At 67.7% G+C, this 15,875-nt stretch carries 11 protein-coding genes; 4 read left to right on the top strand and 7 right to left on the bottom strand.

Annotated elements, in window-relative coordinates; translation table 11 throughout:
• Nucleotides 1–49 precede the first annotated feature (49 nt).
• From GPA22_RS13135 to GPA22_RS13125, 3 genes are read right to left on the bottom strand one after another with little or no spacing between them, the layout of a single operon-like run.
• Nucleotides 50–2,122, bottom strand: a complete 2,073-nt coding sequence (locus tag GPA22_RS13135; protein WP_169256515.1) for a tetratricopeptide repeat protein — start codon at nt 2,120–2,122, stop codon at nt 50–52.
• Between the two features lie 13 nt (nt 2,123–2,135).
• The gene (locus tag GPA22_RS13130; protein WP_246264331.1) at nt 2,136–3,809 is read right to left on the bottom strand and encodes a tetratricopeptide repeat protein; all 1,674 of its coding nucleotides are present in this window, start codon (nt 3,807–3,809) and stop codon (nt 2,136–2,138) included.
• Nucleotides 3,810–3,816: 7 nt separating this feature from the next.
• On the bottom strand, nt 3,817–5,652 hold the full coding sequence (locus GPA22_RS13125) for a tetratricopeptide repeat protein (protein WP_343036042.1): 1,836 nt from the start codon (nt 5,650–5,652) through the stop codon (nt 3,817–3,819).
• Nucleotides 5,653–5,788: 136 nt separating this feature from the next.
• Here GPA22_RS13125 and GPA22_RS13120 point away from each other — a divergent pair, with 136 nt between their 5' ends.
• From GPA22_RS13120 to GPA22_RS22955, 4 genes are all read left to right on the top strand, one after another.
• Complete coding sequence (locus tag GPA22_RS13120) at nt 5,789–6,784, top strand: glycosyltransferase family 2 protein (protein WP_246264329.1); 996 nt, start codon at nt 5,789–5,791, stop codon at nt 6,782–6,784.
• Nucleotides 6,781–8,250 carry an oligosaccharide flippase family protein gene (locus GPA22_RS13115; protein WP_246264327.1) on the top strand — a complete coding sequence of 490 codons (1,470 nt, stop codon included), beginning with the start codon at nt 6,781–6,783 and terminating at the stop codon, nt 8,248–8,250. The genes GPA22_RS13120 and GPA22_RS13115 overlap by 4 nt, the downstream gene beginning before the upstream one ends.
• Entirely contained in the window at nt 8,174–9,298 is a 1,125-nt protein-coding gene (locus tag GPA22_RS13110) for a class I SAM-dependent methyltransferase (protein WP_169256513.1), read from the top strand. The genes GPA22_RS13115 and GPA22_RS13110 overlap by 77 nt, the downstream gene beginning before the upstream one ends.
• A gap of 90 nt (nt 9,299–9,388) precedes the next feature.
• On the top strand, nt 9,389–11,146 hold the full coding sequence (locus GPA22_RS22955; RefSeq protein WP_169256512.1) for a glycosyltransferase family 2 protein: 1,758 nt from the start codon (nt 9,389–9,391) through the stop codon (nt 11,144–11,146).
• Nucleotides 11,147–11,152: 6 nt separating this feature from the next.
• Here the strand turns inward: GPA22_RS22955 and GPA22_RS13100 are convergent, their stop codons facing one another.
• From GPA22_RS13100 to GPA22_RS13085, 4 genes are all read right to left on the bottom strand, one after another.
• Nucleotides 11,153–12,169, bottom strand: a complete 1,017-nt coding sequence (locus GPA22_RS13100; RefSeq protein WP_211169109.1) for a glycosyltransferase family 2 protein — start codon at nt 12,167–12,169, stop codon at nt 11,153–11,155.
• A complete protein-coding gene (locus GPA22_RS13095; protein ID WP_169256510.1) occupies nt 12,166–13,089 on the bottom strand; it encodes an NAD-dependent epimerase/dehydratase family protein in 924 nt (307 codons plus the stop codon). Before GPA22_RS13095 ends, GPA22_RS13100 begins: the two co-directional genes overlap by 4 nt.
• Nucleotides 13,086–15,698 carry a glycosyltransferase family 4 protein gene (locus GPA22_RS13090; protein ID WP_169256509.1) on the bottom strand — a complete coding sequence of 871 codons (2,613 nt, stop codon included), beginning with the start codon at nt 15,696–15,698 and terminating at the stop codon, nt 13,086–13,088. The genes GPA22_RS13095 and GPA22_RS13090 overlap by 4 nt, the downstream gene beginning before the upstream one ends.
• On the bottom strand, nt 15,692–15,875 hold a 184-nt coding region (locus GPA22_RS13085; RefSeq protein WP_169256508.1), incomplete at its 5' end, for a hypothetical protein. The genes GPA22_RS13085 and GPA22_RS13090, both read right to left, overlap by 7 nt.

The following is a 15,875-nucleotide window of genomic DNA, read 5'->3' as shown; positions in this document are numbered from 1 at the left end:
ACGTGTGCGGCCCGGCGCGGAGCCTTGCTTGGCCTTTACCCGGCTAGGGCTACTGCGTGGTGCCGAGTTCGCCGATGAGGCGGGCGGCGCGCTCGTCGGCGGGGTCGAGGGTCCGCGACCGCTGCGCCGCTTCGAGCGCTTCGCGCTGGCGGCCGAGCTGCGCCAGCGCCGCGGCGCGGCCATAGTGGGCGCGCGCGATGTCAGGTGCCTGCGCGATCACGGCGTCGAAATCCGCGAGCGCGGTCCCTGGCTTGTTGCTGCGCAGGTACGCGTAGCCTCGATTGAGGCGTGTTCCGCTCTGGGCAGGATCGAATTGCAGTGCGCGGTCGAATGCGCCGATGGCTTCGTCGAAGCGGCCGAGGCGACCGTAAGCGGTGCCGAGGAGCGCGAAGTAGGGGGCGTCGGCCATCGCGGCGTCGCGGGCGCGGGCCTGTTCGAGGGCGCGGATCGTGGCGTCGGGGCGGCCGATGGCGAAATAGACCTCTGCAAGCTCGCGGGCCGGGAGGGAAGAGCGTTCGTCGAGTCGGCCGGCAAGGTCGAGCCAGCGGATTGCATCGTCGTATCGCCCCGCCGCGGCATACAGGCTGCCGAGCGCGTAGGGGCCGCGGTAGTCGCCACCTTCGAGGCGGACGAAGCGTTGGTAGTCGGCCTCGGCGGCGGCGAGGTCGCCGCGCTTGCGATAGCTCGAACCGCGGTTGAGATAGGCAATCGCACGGCCGGGGTCGATCTCCAGGGCTTTCGTGTAGGCCGCGATCGCGTCCGTGGTCCTGTCTTCACCTTCGTAGGCCGTCGCGAGGTTGGTCCATGCGCGGGCCGCGCCGGGTGCGACGCGCACCGCGTGTTCGTAGAGGGTTACGGGCGTCCGCCAGGTCGGGACGCGCGCGATCGTCGCGGCCATGAAACCGAGCACGGACAGGATGGCCAGTGCGAACGCCGCCGGGCGGAGGCGGGTGCGGGCAAGACGGTGAAGGCCGAGGCCGGCAAGACCGGCCAGCCCGACCGAGGGCAGGTACATGCGGTGCTCGAACACCATTTCGAGCGGGACGATGCTGCTTTCCACGGCCAGTGTTGCCGGGACCCAGAGGACCAGGAAGCCGGCAGCGGGGAAATTGCTGCGCAGGGCGAGCCAGATGCCGCCCGCGATCCAGGCGACGATGCCGGCGATCGCGACGGCCGTCGTCCACGGCTGCCAGAGGCTTGTCGAATTCGGGAAGACGTGTTCGATGGAGAATCGGTCGGGCAGCGGGAGCAGTATCTGGCCGAGGTGGAAGAAGATCACGCGAGGCTGGGTGAGCAGGCGCTCGGTCGGGGTGAAGTCGCGATGCGCATAGCCGGGCATGACATAGTCCGACAGTGGGCCGTGCAGGACGGCGAGGTCCGCCACCGCGTAGAGGCCCGCGGCGACGGGTAGCGCGAGGACGAGGTAGTCGAGGCGCGAGGTGATGCGCTCGCCGGGTTCGCGGCACAGCGTGTATTCGGTGAGCAGGATCAGCGCGGGAAGGATGTAGGCCGTTTCTTTGGACAGGCATGCGGCGACGCCGGCGAGGGCGGCGAGGGCATACCAGGGCCAGTGGCGGGGAGCACTCCTGGCACGGAGGTAGGCGACGAGCGTGACGAGCATGAACAGGGCCGCCATCGACGCCATGCGCTGGACGATGTAGGTGACGGCCTGAACCTGGATGGGGTGGGTTGCCCACAGTGTGGTGGCGGTCGCGGCGGCGATCCAGGCGCCCTGTTCGGGCATGCCGGCACGCCGGAAGGTCGCGAGAAGGAAGGCGAGCACGGCCATGGCGGTGGCGGCGTGGATCAGGATGTTGGTGAGTTGGAATGGCGCTGGTGAGCCGTTGCCGCGCCACCAGTCGATTGCCAGGCTGAGGTTGGGAAGGATGCGTTGCGGCAGTACCGCCTGGGTCACGGCGCGTTTCAGTGACGCGACATCCAGTTCGGCGACGTGCATGGGGCCGTGACGCACGATGTTCTCGGCATCGTCGAGATGAAATCCGTTCTGCGGCGCCGCGTGGTAGGCGATCGCGATCGCGAGGAGCGGCAGCGCGATCAGGCAGAGCCGCAGCAGGGCGAATCGGGTTCGCTGCGTTTCGGTCCGGCTGGGAAGGTCGGGCATCGGGAAGGGCGTGTCAGCGGTTGCAATCGATGCTTACGCCGAGCGCGCACGCGCGGCGGCGGGCCGTCTGCGCTTCGGCGAAGCGGCCCGCTTGCTGGTGGATTTCACCGAGATAGTGCTGGGCGGCGGCCTCGCGCGGCGAGATGGCGATCGCCTTTTCGAGGTCCGACTGCGCGCCGATGACGTCACCCTGAACGTAGCGGGCGACGCCGCGGTTGGTGAGCGGGGCGGCGTAGTTCGCATCGAGCGCGATGGCCCGGTCGAAGGCTTCGAGGGCGCGCAGGTAGCGGTCGCGGCTGACGGTTTCGCCGCGACGCTGGGCGAGGTTGGCGATGCCAAGCTGGTTCCAGGCACGCGCGGAACGCGGTGCGCGCTGCACCGCCTGTTCGTACAGGCTCGCCTCCGAGCGCCATTGCGGGATCCGCGTGCTGGTCGACCACCCGGCGAGGGGCGTGGCGGCGGCGAAGATGAGGGCGGCGGCGGGGAGAACTTTGCCGCCGTGGCGTATTGCGCGCTCGAGTGCGAGCGCGACCAGCCCTGCGAGGCCGACTGCAGGAAGGTACATGCGGTGCTCGAACACCATTTCCAGCGGGACCAGCGAACTCTCGATGAGCAGGGTGGCGGGAAGCCACAGCACGAAGAAACCGGCGATACGGCTGCCCCGCCGCGCGGCGAGCACGACGCCGACGGCGCACCAGGCGAGGATCGCCGCGAGTGGGAGCCAGAAATCGGCTGACGTCGCGGAGCGCACGATGTCGAGGTCGTGTTCGAGCGAGAAGCGCTGCGGAAGCGGCCAGGCGATCTGGGACAGGTGGTAAAGGACGACCTTGGGCTGGGTGAGGAGGCGTTCCGCAAGGGTGAAGCTGCGGGTCGCGTAGCCCGACAGCGCCCACTGGCTCACAGGGCCCTTCAACGCGAGGTCGGCGAGCAGGGCAAGTGCGATGCATGCCGGGATGATGAACAGCAGCGCGTCGCGCCGGTTGCGGACGAGTTTTCCGTCGTTGCGCACGACGAGGAGTTCGGCCATCAGCAGCAGGACGGGCGTGATCCAGGCGTTTTCCTTCGACAGCGCGGCAAGGGCGAGGCTGACTACCGACAGTGCCCACCATGGCAATTTGGCACGGCTTGCCGTGCGGCCTTTCAGGTAAGCCCAGACACTCAGGATCGCGAACAACGCAGCCATTTCGGTCATGCGCTGGACGACGTAGCTCACCGCCTGCACGTGGATGGGCTGGACGGCCCACCACAGGGCCGCCGCGCCGCAGGCAATGACCGCCGGGGCCGTTGGCGGAGCATTCTTCGCGAGGAGGTGCAGCAGCAGGGCGAAGACGGCCCACGCAGTCAGGATGTGGAAGGCGAGGTTGGTGATGAGGAAAGTTGCCGCCTCGCCGCCGCCGCGCCACCAGTCGATGGCGAAACTGATCGATGGAATGGGGCGTAGCGGCAGGAAGGCGCCGCGGGCGGCGTCGACGAGTGCTCCGACGCTGAAGTGCGTCATGTGCAGCGCGGTGTTGTCGAGAATGTTGGGCCAGTCGTCGAAATGGAAGCTGTTCCGCTCGATGCCGTGGTAGGCGAGCGCCACGAGGAGGGCCAGTGCGAGCATCACGAGCAGGTGTCGCCCGCGTGCTGCGGCCCGAATCAGTGCGGCGAGGGGCGTGTCTGATGGCATGGCGGCGTGCTCGATCATGGTGGCCTTATTGTGAGCAGTCCTTGGCGATACCGAGACGGCACGCACGCAGCCGGGCATCGGCGGCTTCGGTCCTGCGTCCTTGCGCCGTGTAGATGTTTGCGAGGTAGTGCCAGGCGATGGACTCGCGGAGCGAGAGCCGGACGGCTTGTTCGAGGTCGGGAAGTGCCGCCTGGGTGTCGCCGCGCAGTACCTGCGCGGTGCCGCGGTTCGTCCAGGCGGGCGCGTAAGCGGGATCGGTATCGATCGCGCGGTCGAAATCCTGGATGGCGAGTTCGAATTCGCCAGCGCGCAGGCGCATCAGCCCCCGGTTGTTGTATCCCAGCACCTGGCGCGGGAACAGGCGAATGGTTTCCTCGTACACGGCAAGGGCCTTGTCGGGCTGACCCATCGCTTCCAGCAGCACGCCGCGATTGACGAAGGGGTAGCCATCGCCCCAACGGGGTTCGATTTCGTTGGCGCGGTCGATCGCGCGGCGGGCGAGATCGAGGTTCCCGTTCTCCAGATACTTCAGGCCGAGCTCGTTCCAGACTCGCACCGAGCGCGGCGCGTGCTTCGTCGAATTCTCCAGCAGGGTGATCTCGGTGCGCCATTGCGGCAGGCGCTGCTGGGTCGACCAGATGCCGAACGCGGTGACGAGTACGACCGCGGCCGATGCGAGGGGCGCAAGCCGGGCGGCGCGGCGTGGCGCCTGTGCAAGCCCAAGCGCGATCAGGCCTGCCACGCCGACCGACGGGAGGTACATGCGGTGTTCGAACACGAGCTCCAGCGGAATGAAGGTGCTCTCGATCAGCAGCGTGACGGGAATCCAGAGGACGAAGAAGCTCACTGCCCGGGTCTCGCGCCGCCGTGCCAGCCACAAGCCGCCGAGCGTCCAGGCGAGAATGGCGCCCATGGGCAGCCAGAACTGGGGCGAGGCGGCGGAACGGACGATTTCGATGTCGTGCTCGAGCGAGAAGCGGTCCGGCAGCGGCCACAGCAGTTGCGAGACGTGGAACAGCACGACCTTGGGTTGGGTGAGCAGGCGTTCGGCGAGTGTGAAGTCACGCCATTCGTAGCCGCGCAGGACCCATTGCCTGAGAGGGCCGTCGATGAGCAGGGCGGCGAGGCCCAGTGCGCCGACGACCGCCGGGAGGGCGAGCAAGGCGGCGTCCAGCCTGTTCCCGATGAGCCGGTCTTGCCGGCGCACGATCAGGAACTCGGCCATCAGGATAAGCGCGGGAGTGATCCAGGCATTCTGCTTCGACAGCGCGCCGAGCGCGAGACTCAGCAGCGACAGCGCCCACCACACGGCGCGTCCGCGGGGAGCGGTGCGCCCCCGCACATAGGTCCAGAGGCACAGGACGGAGAACAGGGCGGCGAGTTCCGTCATGCGCTGCACGACATAGCTCACGGCCTGGATGTGGATCGGTTGCGCGAGCCACCATGCGGCGGCGAGACCGGCCGCGGCGATCGTCCGCAAGGAAGGGCTGCCGGGTTCGCCCCGGCCCAGTGCCTGGACGAGGAACGCAAACACCGCGATGCCCGTGGCGATGTGCAGCACCAGGTTGGTCGCGAGAAAGTAGGCTGCGTGGTCTCCGCCGCCGCGCCACCAGTCGAGTGCAAACGTGATCGAAGCGAAGGGGCGGTGGGGAAGCGCCGCGCCGCGGGCGGCGTCGATGAGGCCGCCCAGGGTCAGGCGTTCGAGATGGACGGCGGGATTCAGGAGGATGTTGTGCCAGTCATCGAAGTGGAAGCCGTTCAGCTCGATGCCGCGGTAGGCGAGGAGCGCCACCGCGACCAGCAGGACGGCGGCGAGCGTGCGGGCAGTGAAGGACGGGTGGGAGGGCTTCGGCAGGGGCACGGGTGTCGGGGTGCGAATGCAGAGGTTCGGTTGCCGGTCTGGCGATTGTTCGAGTGGTCGAGGCTAAAAGCAAGCATCGTTCCCGCTTCGCGGATCCGTGCATGAATCGTGCTTGCACTGTCAGGGAGCGCTATCATTGTCGCCCAATGACGAGGTAATGGCCGCGCGGCTGCCCGTTTCCACCGGAAGAAACATGAACAGACTCAGTGTCATCCTGCCCGCGAAGAACGAGGGGGCCGTAATCGGACGGGTCGTGGAGGGGATCAGGAGCCTTTTGCCCGATGCCGAAGTCCTCGTGGTCAATGACGGCTCCACCGACGCCACGCGCGAGGAGGCGGAGCGCGCGGGCGCGACGGTCGTCACCCACCCCTACAGCATGGGCAACGGCGCGGCGATCAAGAGCGGCGCGCGGGCGGCGACGGGCGATATCCTCGTGTTCATGGATGCCGACGGACAGCATGATCCTGCCGACATTCCGCGTCTGCTGGCGCAGCTGGACGACGGTTTCGACATGGTGGTCGGCGCGCGTGACGGTGGCTCGCAGGCGAGCCTTGGGCGCGGACTGGCGAACCGGTTCTATAACCGCCTGGCGAGCTACATGACCGGCCACCGGATCGATGATCTCACTTCAGGGATGCGTGCGGCGCGTGCGCACCGTTTTCGCGAGTTCCTGCACCTGCTGCCGAACGGCTTCTCCTACCCGACCACGAGCACGATGGCGTTCTTTCGCGCCGGCTATCCGGTGTCCTACATCCCGATCAAGGCCGCGAAGCGGGTCGGCAAGAGCCATGTGCGGATTCTCAAGGACGGCGCACGCTTCCTGCTGATCATTTTCAAGATCGGGACGCTGTATTCGCCGCTGAAGCTGTTTGCGCCGGTGGTGGTGGTGCAGGCACTGCTGGGGCTGGGCTACTACGCCTACACGTTCATCCTGCACGGACGCCTGTCGCTCGCGACCATCTTCCTGTTGACCTCGGCGGTGACGACCTTCCTGATCGGGCTGGTGTCGGAGCAGATTACGCAGCTGATGTATCGCTCAAGCGGCGGGGAGAGCGAAATGATGACCAATATCGCTGCCCGATCGGCCGGCGCGCGGCCCTGCGCATCTACCCGGGCGTCCGGCCGGGAATGAGGTCTCCGGTTGGGCGTAACGCGGTCTGGAATATCGTCGGAATCGTCGTTCCGTCGGTGGCGGGGGTGTTGGCGGTCCCGATGCTGCTCCATGGGCTCGGTGCCGCGCGCTTGGGCGTGTTTACGCTCGCGATCGGACTGATCGGGTTTTCGGGCATCTTCGATCTGGGACTCGGTCGGGCGTTGACCCAGGTTGTCGCGAGTGAGCACGGACGCGGGGCAGCGTCGTTCGAGCTGGCGGCGCTGGTCCGCAAGGCACTGGGCATGCTGCTGGCCCTCGGGGTGTTTTGGGCAACCGTGTTCTGGTTCGGTGTGCCGCTGCTGGTCGTCAAAGTGTTCGGATTCGAACAACTTTTGGGCGAGGAGGCGGTGGACGGCCTGCGTTGGGTGGCTGCGACCCTGCCGTTCGCACTGGTGTCAACGGGTCTTGTCGGTTGCCTCGAGGGTTTCCAGCGCTTTGCCGTCGTCAATGTCGTCCGTCTCGCATTCGGCACAGCGACCTTTCTGGTGCCCGGCGTGACGGCCGTGCTGACTCGGCGTCTCGATCTCACGCTCGCGTCGCTGGCGGCCGTAAGAATCGTCGCGCTGCTTCCCTGGCTGTACCTTGCACGTGCGGAGCTCGACTTCGGCCGCGAGCGCCGGGCTGCGGAGGGCGCGGTCGGGCGGCTCGTGAGTTTTGGCGCATGGTTGTCGGTTTCCAGCGTGATCGGCCCGCTGATGGTTTTTGCCGATCGTTTCTATCTGGCGAGCATCCTGCCGCCGGCGGTGGTGGCGTTGTACACGGTACCGCTCGATGCGGTATCGCGATTCGGTGCGCTTCCGATGGGGGCGGTCAATGCCGCCTTTCCGGAACTGGCGAAGCGGTCCGGGGCGCGGGTGCAGAGTGCCGAACTGGTGCGCGGTGCCGTGACGGCGATGACGGTCCTCTGGTTTCCGCTGGTGGCTATCCCGATGCTGCTTGCCGACGAATTGCTGACCGTCTGGCTGAACGCATCGATGGCGAGCGAAGGGGCGGGAATCGCCCGCTGGCTCCTGTTGGGCGTGTTCCTGAATGGATTCGCGCACATCCCCTACGCGATGCTCCAGTCGGCAGGTCGTTCAGATGTGACCGCGAAGTTGCACCTGCTGGAGTTTCCGGTCTATGCGCTGCTGCTCGTGGCCGCAGTGGCGCAATTCGGCGTGCTGGGAGCCGCGCTGGCCTGGTGCGCGCGGATTGCGATCGACACGGTCCTGCTGTTCGTTGCGGCTGCGCGTTTCGAGCCGGATTGCAGGGGCGTTCTGCGGGAAGCGGGAATACGCATTGCTGGCGGCATGACACTGCTGGCAGCATGCATGATGGTGACGGCGCCGGCGTTGCGCTGGGCGCTTGCCGCGGTCGTCGCGCTGGCCCTTGCCGGAACGCTGTGGTGTTTCGGCCGTCAGCGATTGTTTGCCAAACCCAGGGAGGCCGATCATCGCCGCAGCTGACCCTTTCGATGTTGCCGAGTGGCCCGAGTCAGAGTGCGAGGCGGTCGAGCGTTGTCCGGTTTGCGGATTCGGGCAACGGGCGCTGCTGCACGCCGGACTGACCGACCGGATCTTTCGCGTTGCGCCCGGGCGCTGGAACATGTATCGCTGCGGGGGGTGTGGCGCGGCCTATCTGGCACCGCGCCCGGATCGTGCGACGATCGGGCGCGCGTATTCAAGCTATTACACGCATTGTGCCCAGAACGCGCCGACGATCCGCCGGATCGGCATGATCAGAGCGCTGTTGCACGACTGGCTCAACGGCTATCTGAACAGCCGTTACGGCCTTGCGCGCCATCCCGCGCGGACGGCGGGCCGTCTGCTCATCCCGCTGCTGCTGCCGTTGCGTGCGGCGGCGGATGCCGAATGCCGCCATCTGGCCCGCCCGCCGGCGGGCGGGGGGGCGCTGCTCGACGTGGGATGCGGCAACGGCCGCTTCCTCGCGGTGGCGCGTGAAATGGGGTGGCGCGCGGAGGGGGTCGATTTCGACGAGCAGGCCGTTCGTGCGGCCCGCGCAGAGGGTTTGCAGGTCCGCCACGGCGGCATCGAGCTGTTCGACGATGTGCGCGAACGCTACGACGTGATCACTGCGAGTCATGTCATCGAGCATGTTCATGATCCCATCGGCATGCTCGCGCGGATCCACCGTCTCCTGAAGCCCGGTGGGCGCCTGTGGCTTGAAACGCCCAATCTCGCGAGCCTCGGGCATCGCCTGTACGGACCGGACTGGCGCGGGCTGGAGCCGCCGCGGCATCTCGTGCTGTTCACGCCGGATTCGTTGCGCGCCGCCTTGCGCAAGGCGGGCTTTTCGCGTATTTCGCAGGAGTTCCGTGGGCTGGTGCTGTACTCCATCTTTGCCGCGAGTGAGGCGATCGGCCGTAGCGAGGACGTCCTGACGGCATCGCGGAAGGGCAGACCGAAGGTGTCGGATGTGTTGGCGGAGGCTTGCGAGATGCTCGTTCCCGGGCAGCGCGAATTCCTGACTTTTCGGGCGGTGAAGGAAAAGTGAGCGGCCTATTGTTCTGGTCGGCAGTCTGGGCGTCATACCGAGGGGTTCCCCTTTCCACGCTCGTGGGATCTACGTGGTGCATGCGCAGAAATGGCTGAAGAGCGCGATGTTTCAATCGGCGTCGTGATCGTCGCTTACAAGCCGGACCTCCAGTCCCTGCAGGAACTGGTGCGTGCCTCGCTCCGCGAGCTGAACGCCGCTGTCCGGGAGGTTCAGGTTTTCGTGTGGGACAACTCGCCCCTGGCCGGGGCGGGATCGACACATGGCGTGGAGGGCGGGCAGGTCGTCGTGATGGGGGGCGACGGCAACAACCTCGGTTTCGGGGCGGCGATCAACAAGGTGATCGAGGGTACCGGCAAGGACTGGTACGTCGTGCTCAACCAGGACCTGCGGATCGGCGAAGGCGCGCTGACGCGGGCAGCACAGGCGATCCGGCGCGCAGGGCCCGCGACGGCGGTGCTGGAATTGGCGCATCGGCCGTATGAGCACCCGAAGGAATACGACCCGGTTTCGCTCGAGACGCCGTGGTTCTCGGGCGCGGCTTTCTGCGTGTCGCGCGAGGCATTCCTTGACGTCGGGGGGTTCGACGGCCGTCTCTTCATGTATGGCGAGGATGTCGACCTGTCGATTCGGCTGCGCAGCAAGGGGAAGGTAATCCGCTACCTCCCCGACTGCATCGTGTTTCATGACGACCTCGTGGGGATGCACGGGCAGAAGCCGCTGCAGGAAGTGTACGACCGGGCGAACAACATCCTCCTGCGTCTCAAGCATGGTTCGGCGCTCGTTGCCGTGCGCGGGATACTCTGGTTGTTGGGCGAGAGTCTGTATTTCTTCCTCAAGGGCAGGCGGATCGCCGTTCACCGCGTGCTGTCCCTGGTCGTCGGGCGTGCCGCAGCGTTCCGGGCCGATTGCGCGGCGAATACGTCGCCGGCTTCCCGTCCGCAATTTGACCGCTGGCGATACTGCCGGCATCGGCCCGGCGGACGTTATGCGATCGAAGCGGCTGCAGCGAAGCCCAAGGTCTCGATCGTGATTCGAACCATGAACCGCCCGGCGATGTTGGCGGAGGCGATAAAGACAGCCTGGAACCAGACCTACGGCAATGTCGAGCTTGTCGTGGTCGACGACGGCGAGGGGCAGGGCAGGCAGATCGTGGAAAACCTGCCCGTCGCTGCCGGACGGGAAGCCGTGTACGTCAAGACTGGCGGTGCCGTCGGTAGGGCCGCCGCAGGGAACCTGGGCCTCGCCCACTGCAGCGGCGAGTTCATCTGTTTTCTGGACGAGGACGACCAGCTGTACGCGGATCACGTCGAGGTGCTGGTCGCTCACGCGGTCAATAACGGCCTGAAAGTGAGCTATGCGCTCGCGGAGGAGATTACCTCCGTGTACGCCGCCGATGGCAGTTGGACCGACGGGGCGGTGGCAGTGCCGTACCGGCAGGAGTTCTCCCGCGTGCTCCTGTGGTACAAGAATTTTCTTCCGATCCAGTCGGTGTTGTTCGCGCGCTCCCTGTACGAGGAGCTGGGCGGCTTCGACGAGGCGTTGGATCTTTATGAAGACTGGTCCTTGTGGGTCAAGTACTCGACGAAATGTGATTTCGGTTTCGTTCCGAAGGTGACCTCGCGCTACAGGATCTTCACGGGTAGAACGAAGCGTAGCGCGGTTTTCGGCGACTCGTATGCGCGTGTTGCGAGCACGCACGATTACCCGGGCCTCGTGGTGTCGCCGGTGGAGTTCAGGCGCATGGTCGCCGAATACATCCGATACCGCGGCCTCCTGTGCCTGACGCGCGAGCAGCTCATCGCCGCGCAGGCAAGGTTGCGCGCGTTGTTTCGCGGGCGGGCCTAGGCGCATCTAGCGCAGCGCCGGGATCCCGTACTTCAAGAGCATCTGCAGCTTGCGTGGCAGCAGCGTGAAACCGCTCCGATAGGCAGGCGTGCCGCGGTGGCGGGTGGCCTGCGCCGCCGCGCGGCTGCACTTGAGGTGGTCGAATTCGCTTTGCAGGCTTCGGTAGGTGCTCGCATACACTTCGCGCCACACGCGCAGGTCGCGTTTGAGCAGGGCAAGTGCGGCGCCTTCGGCGGCGAGTGCGAGCAGGTGCAGCGTGAGCAGAAGCCACATCCATGTTCCCGGCGTACAGATCGCCAGCACGAAGGTCTTGTTGCGCTCGCTCAGTCGGCGGCGGCGAAAGGTGCTGGCGAGGCGTCCTGTCGTGGCGCGATTGCCGCCGAAGCTTTGCCCCTGACGGTGGCGATAGCCGCTCTTGTCGGTGACCTGCACCGGGTGGCCGGCCAGGCGCGTGCGGCAGCACAGGTACATGTCTTCCGCGATCGACTCGAACCATTCGGGGAAGCCGTCCAGCTCCTGCCACAGCTGACGCGGGATCCACAGGCAGGCGCCGATCACCATCGCGACGTCGTGCCGGGCCGGGTCCAGGTTGGGGACCGGGTTGTAGAACGGGTCGAGGAGGCAGCCGCGGTCGACGAGTTCGCCCGTTTCCCAATCGTATTGCGGCAGGGTGAGGATGCCGCGCGGGTGTTGTTGCCAGGCGTGCTCGTGGAGGGTGCGCAGCGCGTCCGGGGCGAGGGCGGCGTCGTTGTTCAGGAGCAGCAGGTGGTCGCCACGCGCGCGCTGTGCCAAGCGGTTGTTGGCGATGCAGAAGCCGACGTTGGTGGTGCTGGCGATGACTTCGACCTGGGGATAGCGTTCGCGCAGCAGTTCGAGCGAGCGGTCGGTGGAGGCGTCGTCATGGAGGAGGATCTCGACGGGGAAGTCGCAGTCCTGTGCGAGAATCGAGTCGATGCAGTCGGCGAGGAGATCTTCGCCGTTGTAGTTGGCGATGCAGACGGAGCAGACGGGGCGGGTGGTCATGTCGCGGCCGTGTGCCACTGCCATGCGGCGGAGAGGCCCGCTTCGATCGGCGTGCCGGCGTGCCAGTCGTAGTGGTGTTGCGCGCGGCTGGCGTCGAGGACGATGCGTGAGACGTCGACGCTGCGGCCGGGGACGTAGTGGCGCTGCAGGGGCCGGCCGGCGACGTTCTCGATGTGCGCGAAGAGTTCGTTGAGGCTGAGGCCCGCGCCGCTGGAGGCATTCAGGACCTGGGTGCCGGCGGGCATCGGGCGGGCGAGGATGGCCAGGCAGAGGGCGACGAAGTCGTCGATGTAGAGGTAGTCGCGCACGGTGCTGCCGTCACCCCAGACGGTGAGCGGGGTGCCTTCGCGTAGCGCGTCGAAGGCGGTGGGAATGATGCCGAAGCCCTGGCGCGTGCTCTGGCCGGGACCGTACAGGTTGGACGGGCGCAGGATCGTCGCGTGACCGCCGAACTGGGCGCTCCAGGCGGTGATGAAGTGCTCCGCGGCGGCCTTGCCGGCGCCGTAGTAGGACTTGGGGCGGATGACGTGGCGCTCGGTCGCGGGGCTGACCTCGGCGTCGCCGTACAGCGTGCCGCCCGAGGACAGGTAGAGCAGTTCGCACTGCGGACGGGTCTGCAATGCTTCGAGCAGGGCGAAGGTGGGACGCAGGTTGCGGTCGAGTTCGAACAGCGGCTTGCCGGCGCTGCTGCCCGGCGTCGAGGCGGACGCGAGATGCACGACTGCGCGGCAGCGCGGCAGCCATTCGGCGAATTGCGCCGGCTCGGCGAAGGCGGCGGGGACCGTCGTGATCCCGGGAGCGGCAGCGGCGCCCGGGTGGCGGCCGACGGCGACGACGGCAGCGCCGGCAGCGGCCAGTGCGCGGGTCAGCGCATTGCCGACGAAGCCATGTGCGCCGAGGAGCAGGATCGCGTCGTTCATGCCTTGCCGTCGTCGAGGAGTTGGCGATAAAGCGCAGTGTAGCGGGCGGCGCAGTCGTCCCAGGTGCCGATTTCGCGTGCGACCCAGGCGCGGGCGGCGGCACCGGCGCGGAGGTTGGCGTCGGGTGCCTCGAGGCGTTCGAGCGCCGTCGCGACGTCCTGCGGTCGGTCGCACAGCGCGCCGGTTCCATCGTGGAAGACGATGTTTTCGTGGGCCGGCAGGCGCGACGCGATGATCGGCAGGCCGGCGGCCATCGCTTCGAGCATGACTTGCGGGCGGCCTTCGGCGTGCTGGCTGAGGGTGATGAGGCCGCGCGCGTGCGGGAACCACTCGCCCATCAGCTGGGCGGGCGCGGCGGGGCCGTGATAATGCACCCAGTCGGGCAGCGTGATCTCTTCCTGCATCGGCCCGAAGAGGTGCAACTCGCGCGTGCCGTCGCGAAAGTGCGGTTCGCTCCACTCGAACAGGGGCCCCAGCTTGCCGCGCGTGAGTCGCGTGACGGCGAGCCATCGGGCGGGGGCGTTGGGTGCGAAAGTTCGCTCGATCGCGTACCAGCCGGGGTCGATGCCGAAGGGGACGAAGCGTACCGTCGCGACGTCGCCGAAGCGTTCCGTAAGTTCGGGAACCATCCATTCGGCGTTGGGGCAGATCGCCACGGCACGGCCGCGCATCGCACGCCGGAGCAGCGTCGCCATCAGCGGCAGCTTCATCAGCTGCATGTCGGTCCCCAGCACCGTGATCAGCGCGGGGCGTCCGTTGGCGGGCAGCGGCAGGGCGTTTTGCAGCCAGTTGATGTGATAGACATCGACCTGGCGGCTGCGCGCGTAGGTGCTGCGCAGGAATTGCAGCAGACGCAGTGCGTGGGCCATCCCCTGCGGGGGGCTGTTGCGCAGCAGGTGGGCGATGCCGCCTTTCTGCATCAGCGCGGCGAGCCAGGCCGACTCGGCCGGCGTTGCGGCGGCGCGCACGGCGGGGTGCGAATCGCCCGGCGGCGCCCACAGTTGCAGTGCGAGGTCGCGGCGTCGGGCGAGCGCGTCGGAGAGATGGCGGATGAAGAGGCCGCGCCAGTCGGTGAGCGTCGACGGATACGACGTGCTGACCATCAGCACGTCGAGAGGGGGGGCATGTTCGATCGGCGCGGACATCACTTCAGGGCAAATGGCTCGTTCCGGCCGGCGTGGTCCGGAGGGCGCGGGCGTATTGACGGGCTCACGCAGTGGGTAATTACAGCATGTATCTGGTATTTCCACCATTGCTTGCGGGTGGAGGGCAGGCTTGCCTCGGGTCATTCCCGATAGTTGCAGGCGGAAAAGGGCAAGATCGGGGTGTTCGCTGCGCAGTGCGGCGATGAGCCGGCGGCCGTTCCATGCTTGGCGCGGATCGCCGTAGAGGTGGCGGTCGAGGGCGGCGAGTTCGGCGTGGGCTGCGGCGCCGCCCAGATGACGGGCGAGCGCGAGGAGGCTGTCTGGTCCGGGAATGCCGATTTCGCGGGACCATTGCAGCAGGGCCGCGCGGGCGGCGGTCGGGTCGTTGTTGCGGCAGGCGCGGCGGAGGCCGCGGAGCGTGGCGGTGCGGCGGTAGCGGTGCAGGAGGAGGGCGCTGGCGGCCAGCAGCGCCATCGCGATGAGGAGCGTGGTGGCCGTGGTGTGTGCGCTTGCGTCGCGGGTAGTTGCGGGAGCGCTCATCCGGGTCGGGGCGAGTGCAGCGGCGGGGGCGTCCGGCTCGGTCGCCGCCGGATCGGCGGCGCCGGGTGGCGCCGTGGCGGTGATCGGTCGCGCCGGAAGCGTGGCCTGTTGCGCCTGCCCGGTGACAGGGTCCCACCACGGCAGTTGCAAGGCGGGGAGCGTGAAATCGCCGCCCTGTCTGGGCACGAGCAGCCAGGTTTGTTCGCGGATCCCGGTGATCCAGCCGTCTTCGGTGCGTTCTTCGAGGCGGGGAGGTGCCGGATGCAGGGAAAAGCCATCCGCGCCGGGGGCGAGTGGCGGAATCTGTGCCGCCGCGACGCCTGTGGCTTCGATGCGGATCGTGCGGCGCAGCGCTTGCCCCGGGGGCAGTTGCGGCACGTCCGGGGGCCAGGTTTCGGTGAGCGTCAGGGCACGGGCGGGTAGCCATTCTTGCGGCGAATGGCCGGCGGGCACAGGGCTGACTTGGCGGTTCAGGGGTGGAGCGTCGATCCGGCGTATGGGCGAGGAATCGTCATCGGTGCGCAGCGACACGTGGCCGCCGGTGAGCTGCAGCGGGCCGCTGGCGAACGGGAAGACGGCGTAATGCCGTTCGGTGACGCGGTAGCGGTGGCCGGCGCGGGTCTCTTCGCGGGTGGTTTCGCCTGCCGGGCGGATCTCGGCGCGTGCGGCTTCGGGGGCATGGAAGGCGAGTTCGCGCACGCTCACGGCCTGGTAGAGGCGCAGCGTGTAGCGCGCCTGTGCGTGGAGGTGGAGCGCGTCCGGTTGCAGTTCCGCTTCGACCCACAGGGCCTGGCCGGGCCGTGCGCTGTCGCCCCCCGCTTCGGCGTAGGCCGGATGCGGCGCGGCGATGATCAGCGCGACCGCGAGGGCCAGCCACGCCAGCGCGAGCGTCGTTGCGCCAGGGAGTCCGCCGGATCTCACCATGGCCGCTCCACTTCGCCACTTTCGCGGCGGCGGTGTTCGAGTTCGAGTTTGCGGCGCAGCAGCCCTGCCGGTTCGTCGGGGACGCGGCGCAGCCACTGTGCGGCGAGGCGTTCGGCTTCCTTGTCCTGTGTGTCGCGGCGGGCGATTGCTGCGGGCGGCGGTGGGGCGTTCCGGCCC

The sequence above is a fragment of the Aromatoleum toluvorans genome (assembly GCF_012910905.1).
Taxonomy (GTDB): Bacteria; Pseudomonadota; Gammaproteobacteria; order Burkholderiales; family Rhodocyclaceae; genus Aromatoleum; species Aromatoleum toluvorans.
The sequence above is the reverse complement of the archived record's forward strand: the minus strand, read 5'-3'. Positions and strand labels throughout refer to the sequence as shown.

Excerpts from the sequence above, each read along its gene's own strand:
- GPA22_RS13100 (WP_211169109.1), bottom strand. The coding sequence starts at position 12,169 with ATGACCACCCGCCCCGTCTGCTCCGTCTGCATCGCCAACTACAACGGC.
- GPA22_RS13135 (WP_169256515.1), bottom strand. The coding sequence starts at position 2,122 with ATGCCCGACCTTCCCAGCCGGACCGAAACGCAGCGAACCCGATTCGCC.
- GPA22_RS13115 (WP_246264327.1), top strand. The coding sequence starts at position 6,781 with ATGAGGTCTCCGGTTGGGCGTAACGCGGTCTGGAATATCGTCGGAATC.
- GPA22_RS13090 (WP_169256509.1), bottom strand. The coding sequence starts at position 15,698 with ATGGTGAGATCCGGCGGACTCCCTGGCGCAACGACGCTCGCGCTGGCG.
- GPA22_RS13130 (WP_246264331.1), bottom strand. The coding sequence starts at position 3,809 with ATGATCGAGCACGCCGCCATGCCATCAGACACGCCCCTCGCCGCACTG.
- GPA22_RS22955 (WP_169256512.1), top strand. The coding sequence starts at position 9,389 with ATGGCTGAAGAGCGCGATGTTTCAATCGGCGTCGTGATCGTCGCTTAC.
- GPA22_RS13095 (WP_169256510.1), bottom strand. The coding sequence starts at position 13,089 with ATGAACGACGCGATCCTGCTCCTCGGCGCACATGGCTTCGTCGGCAAT.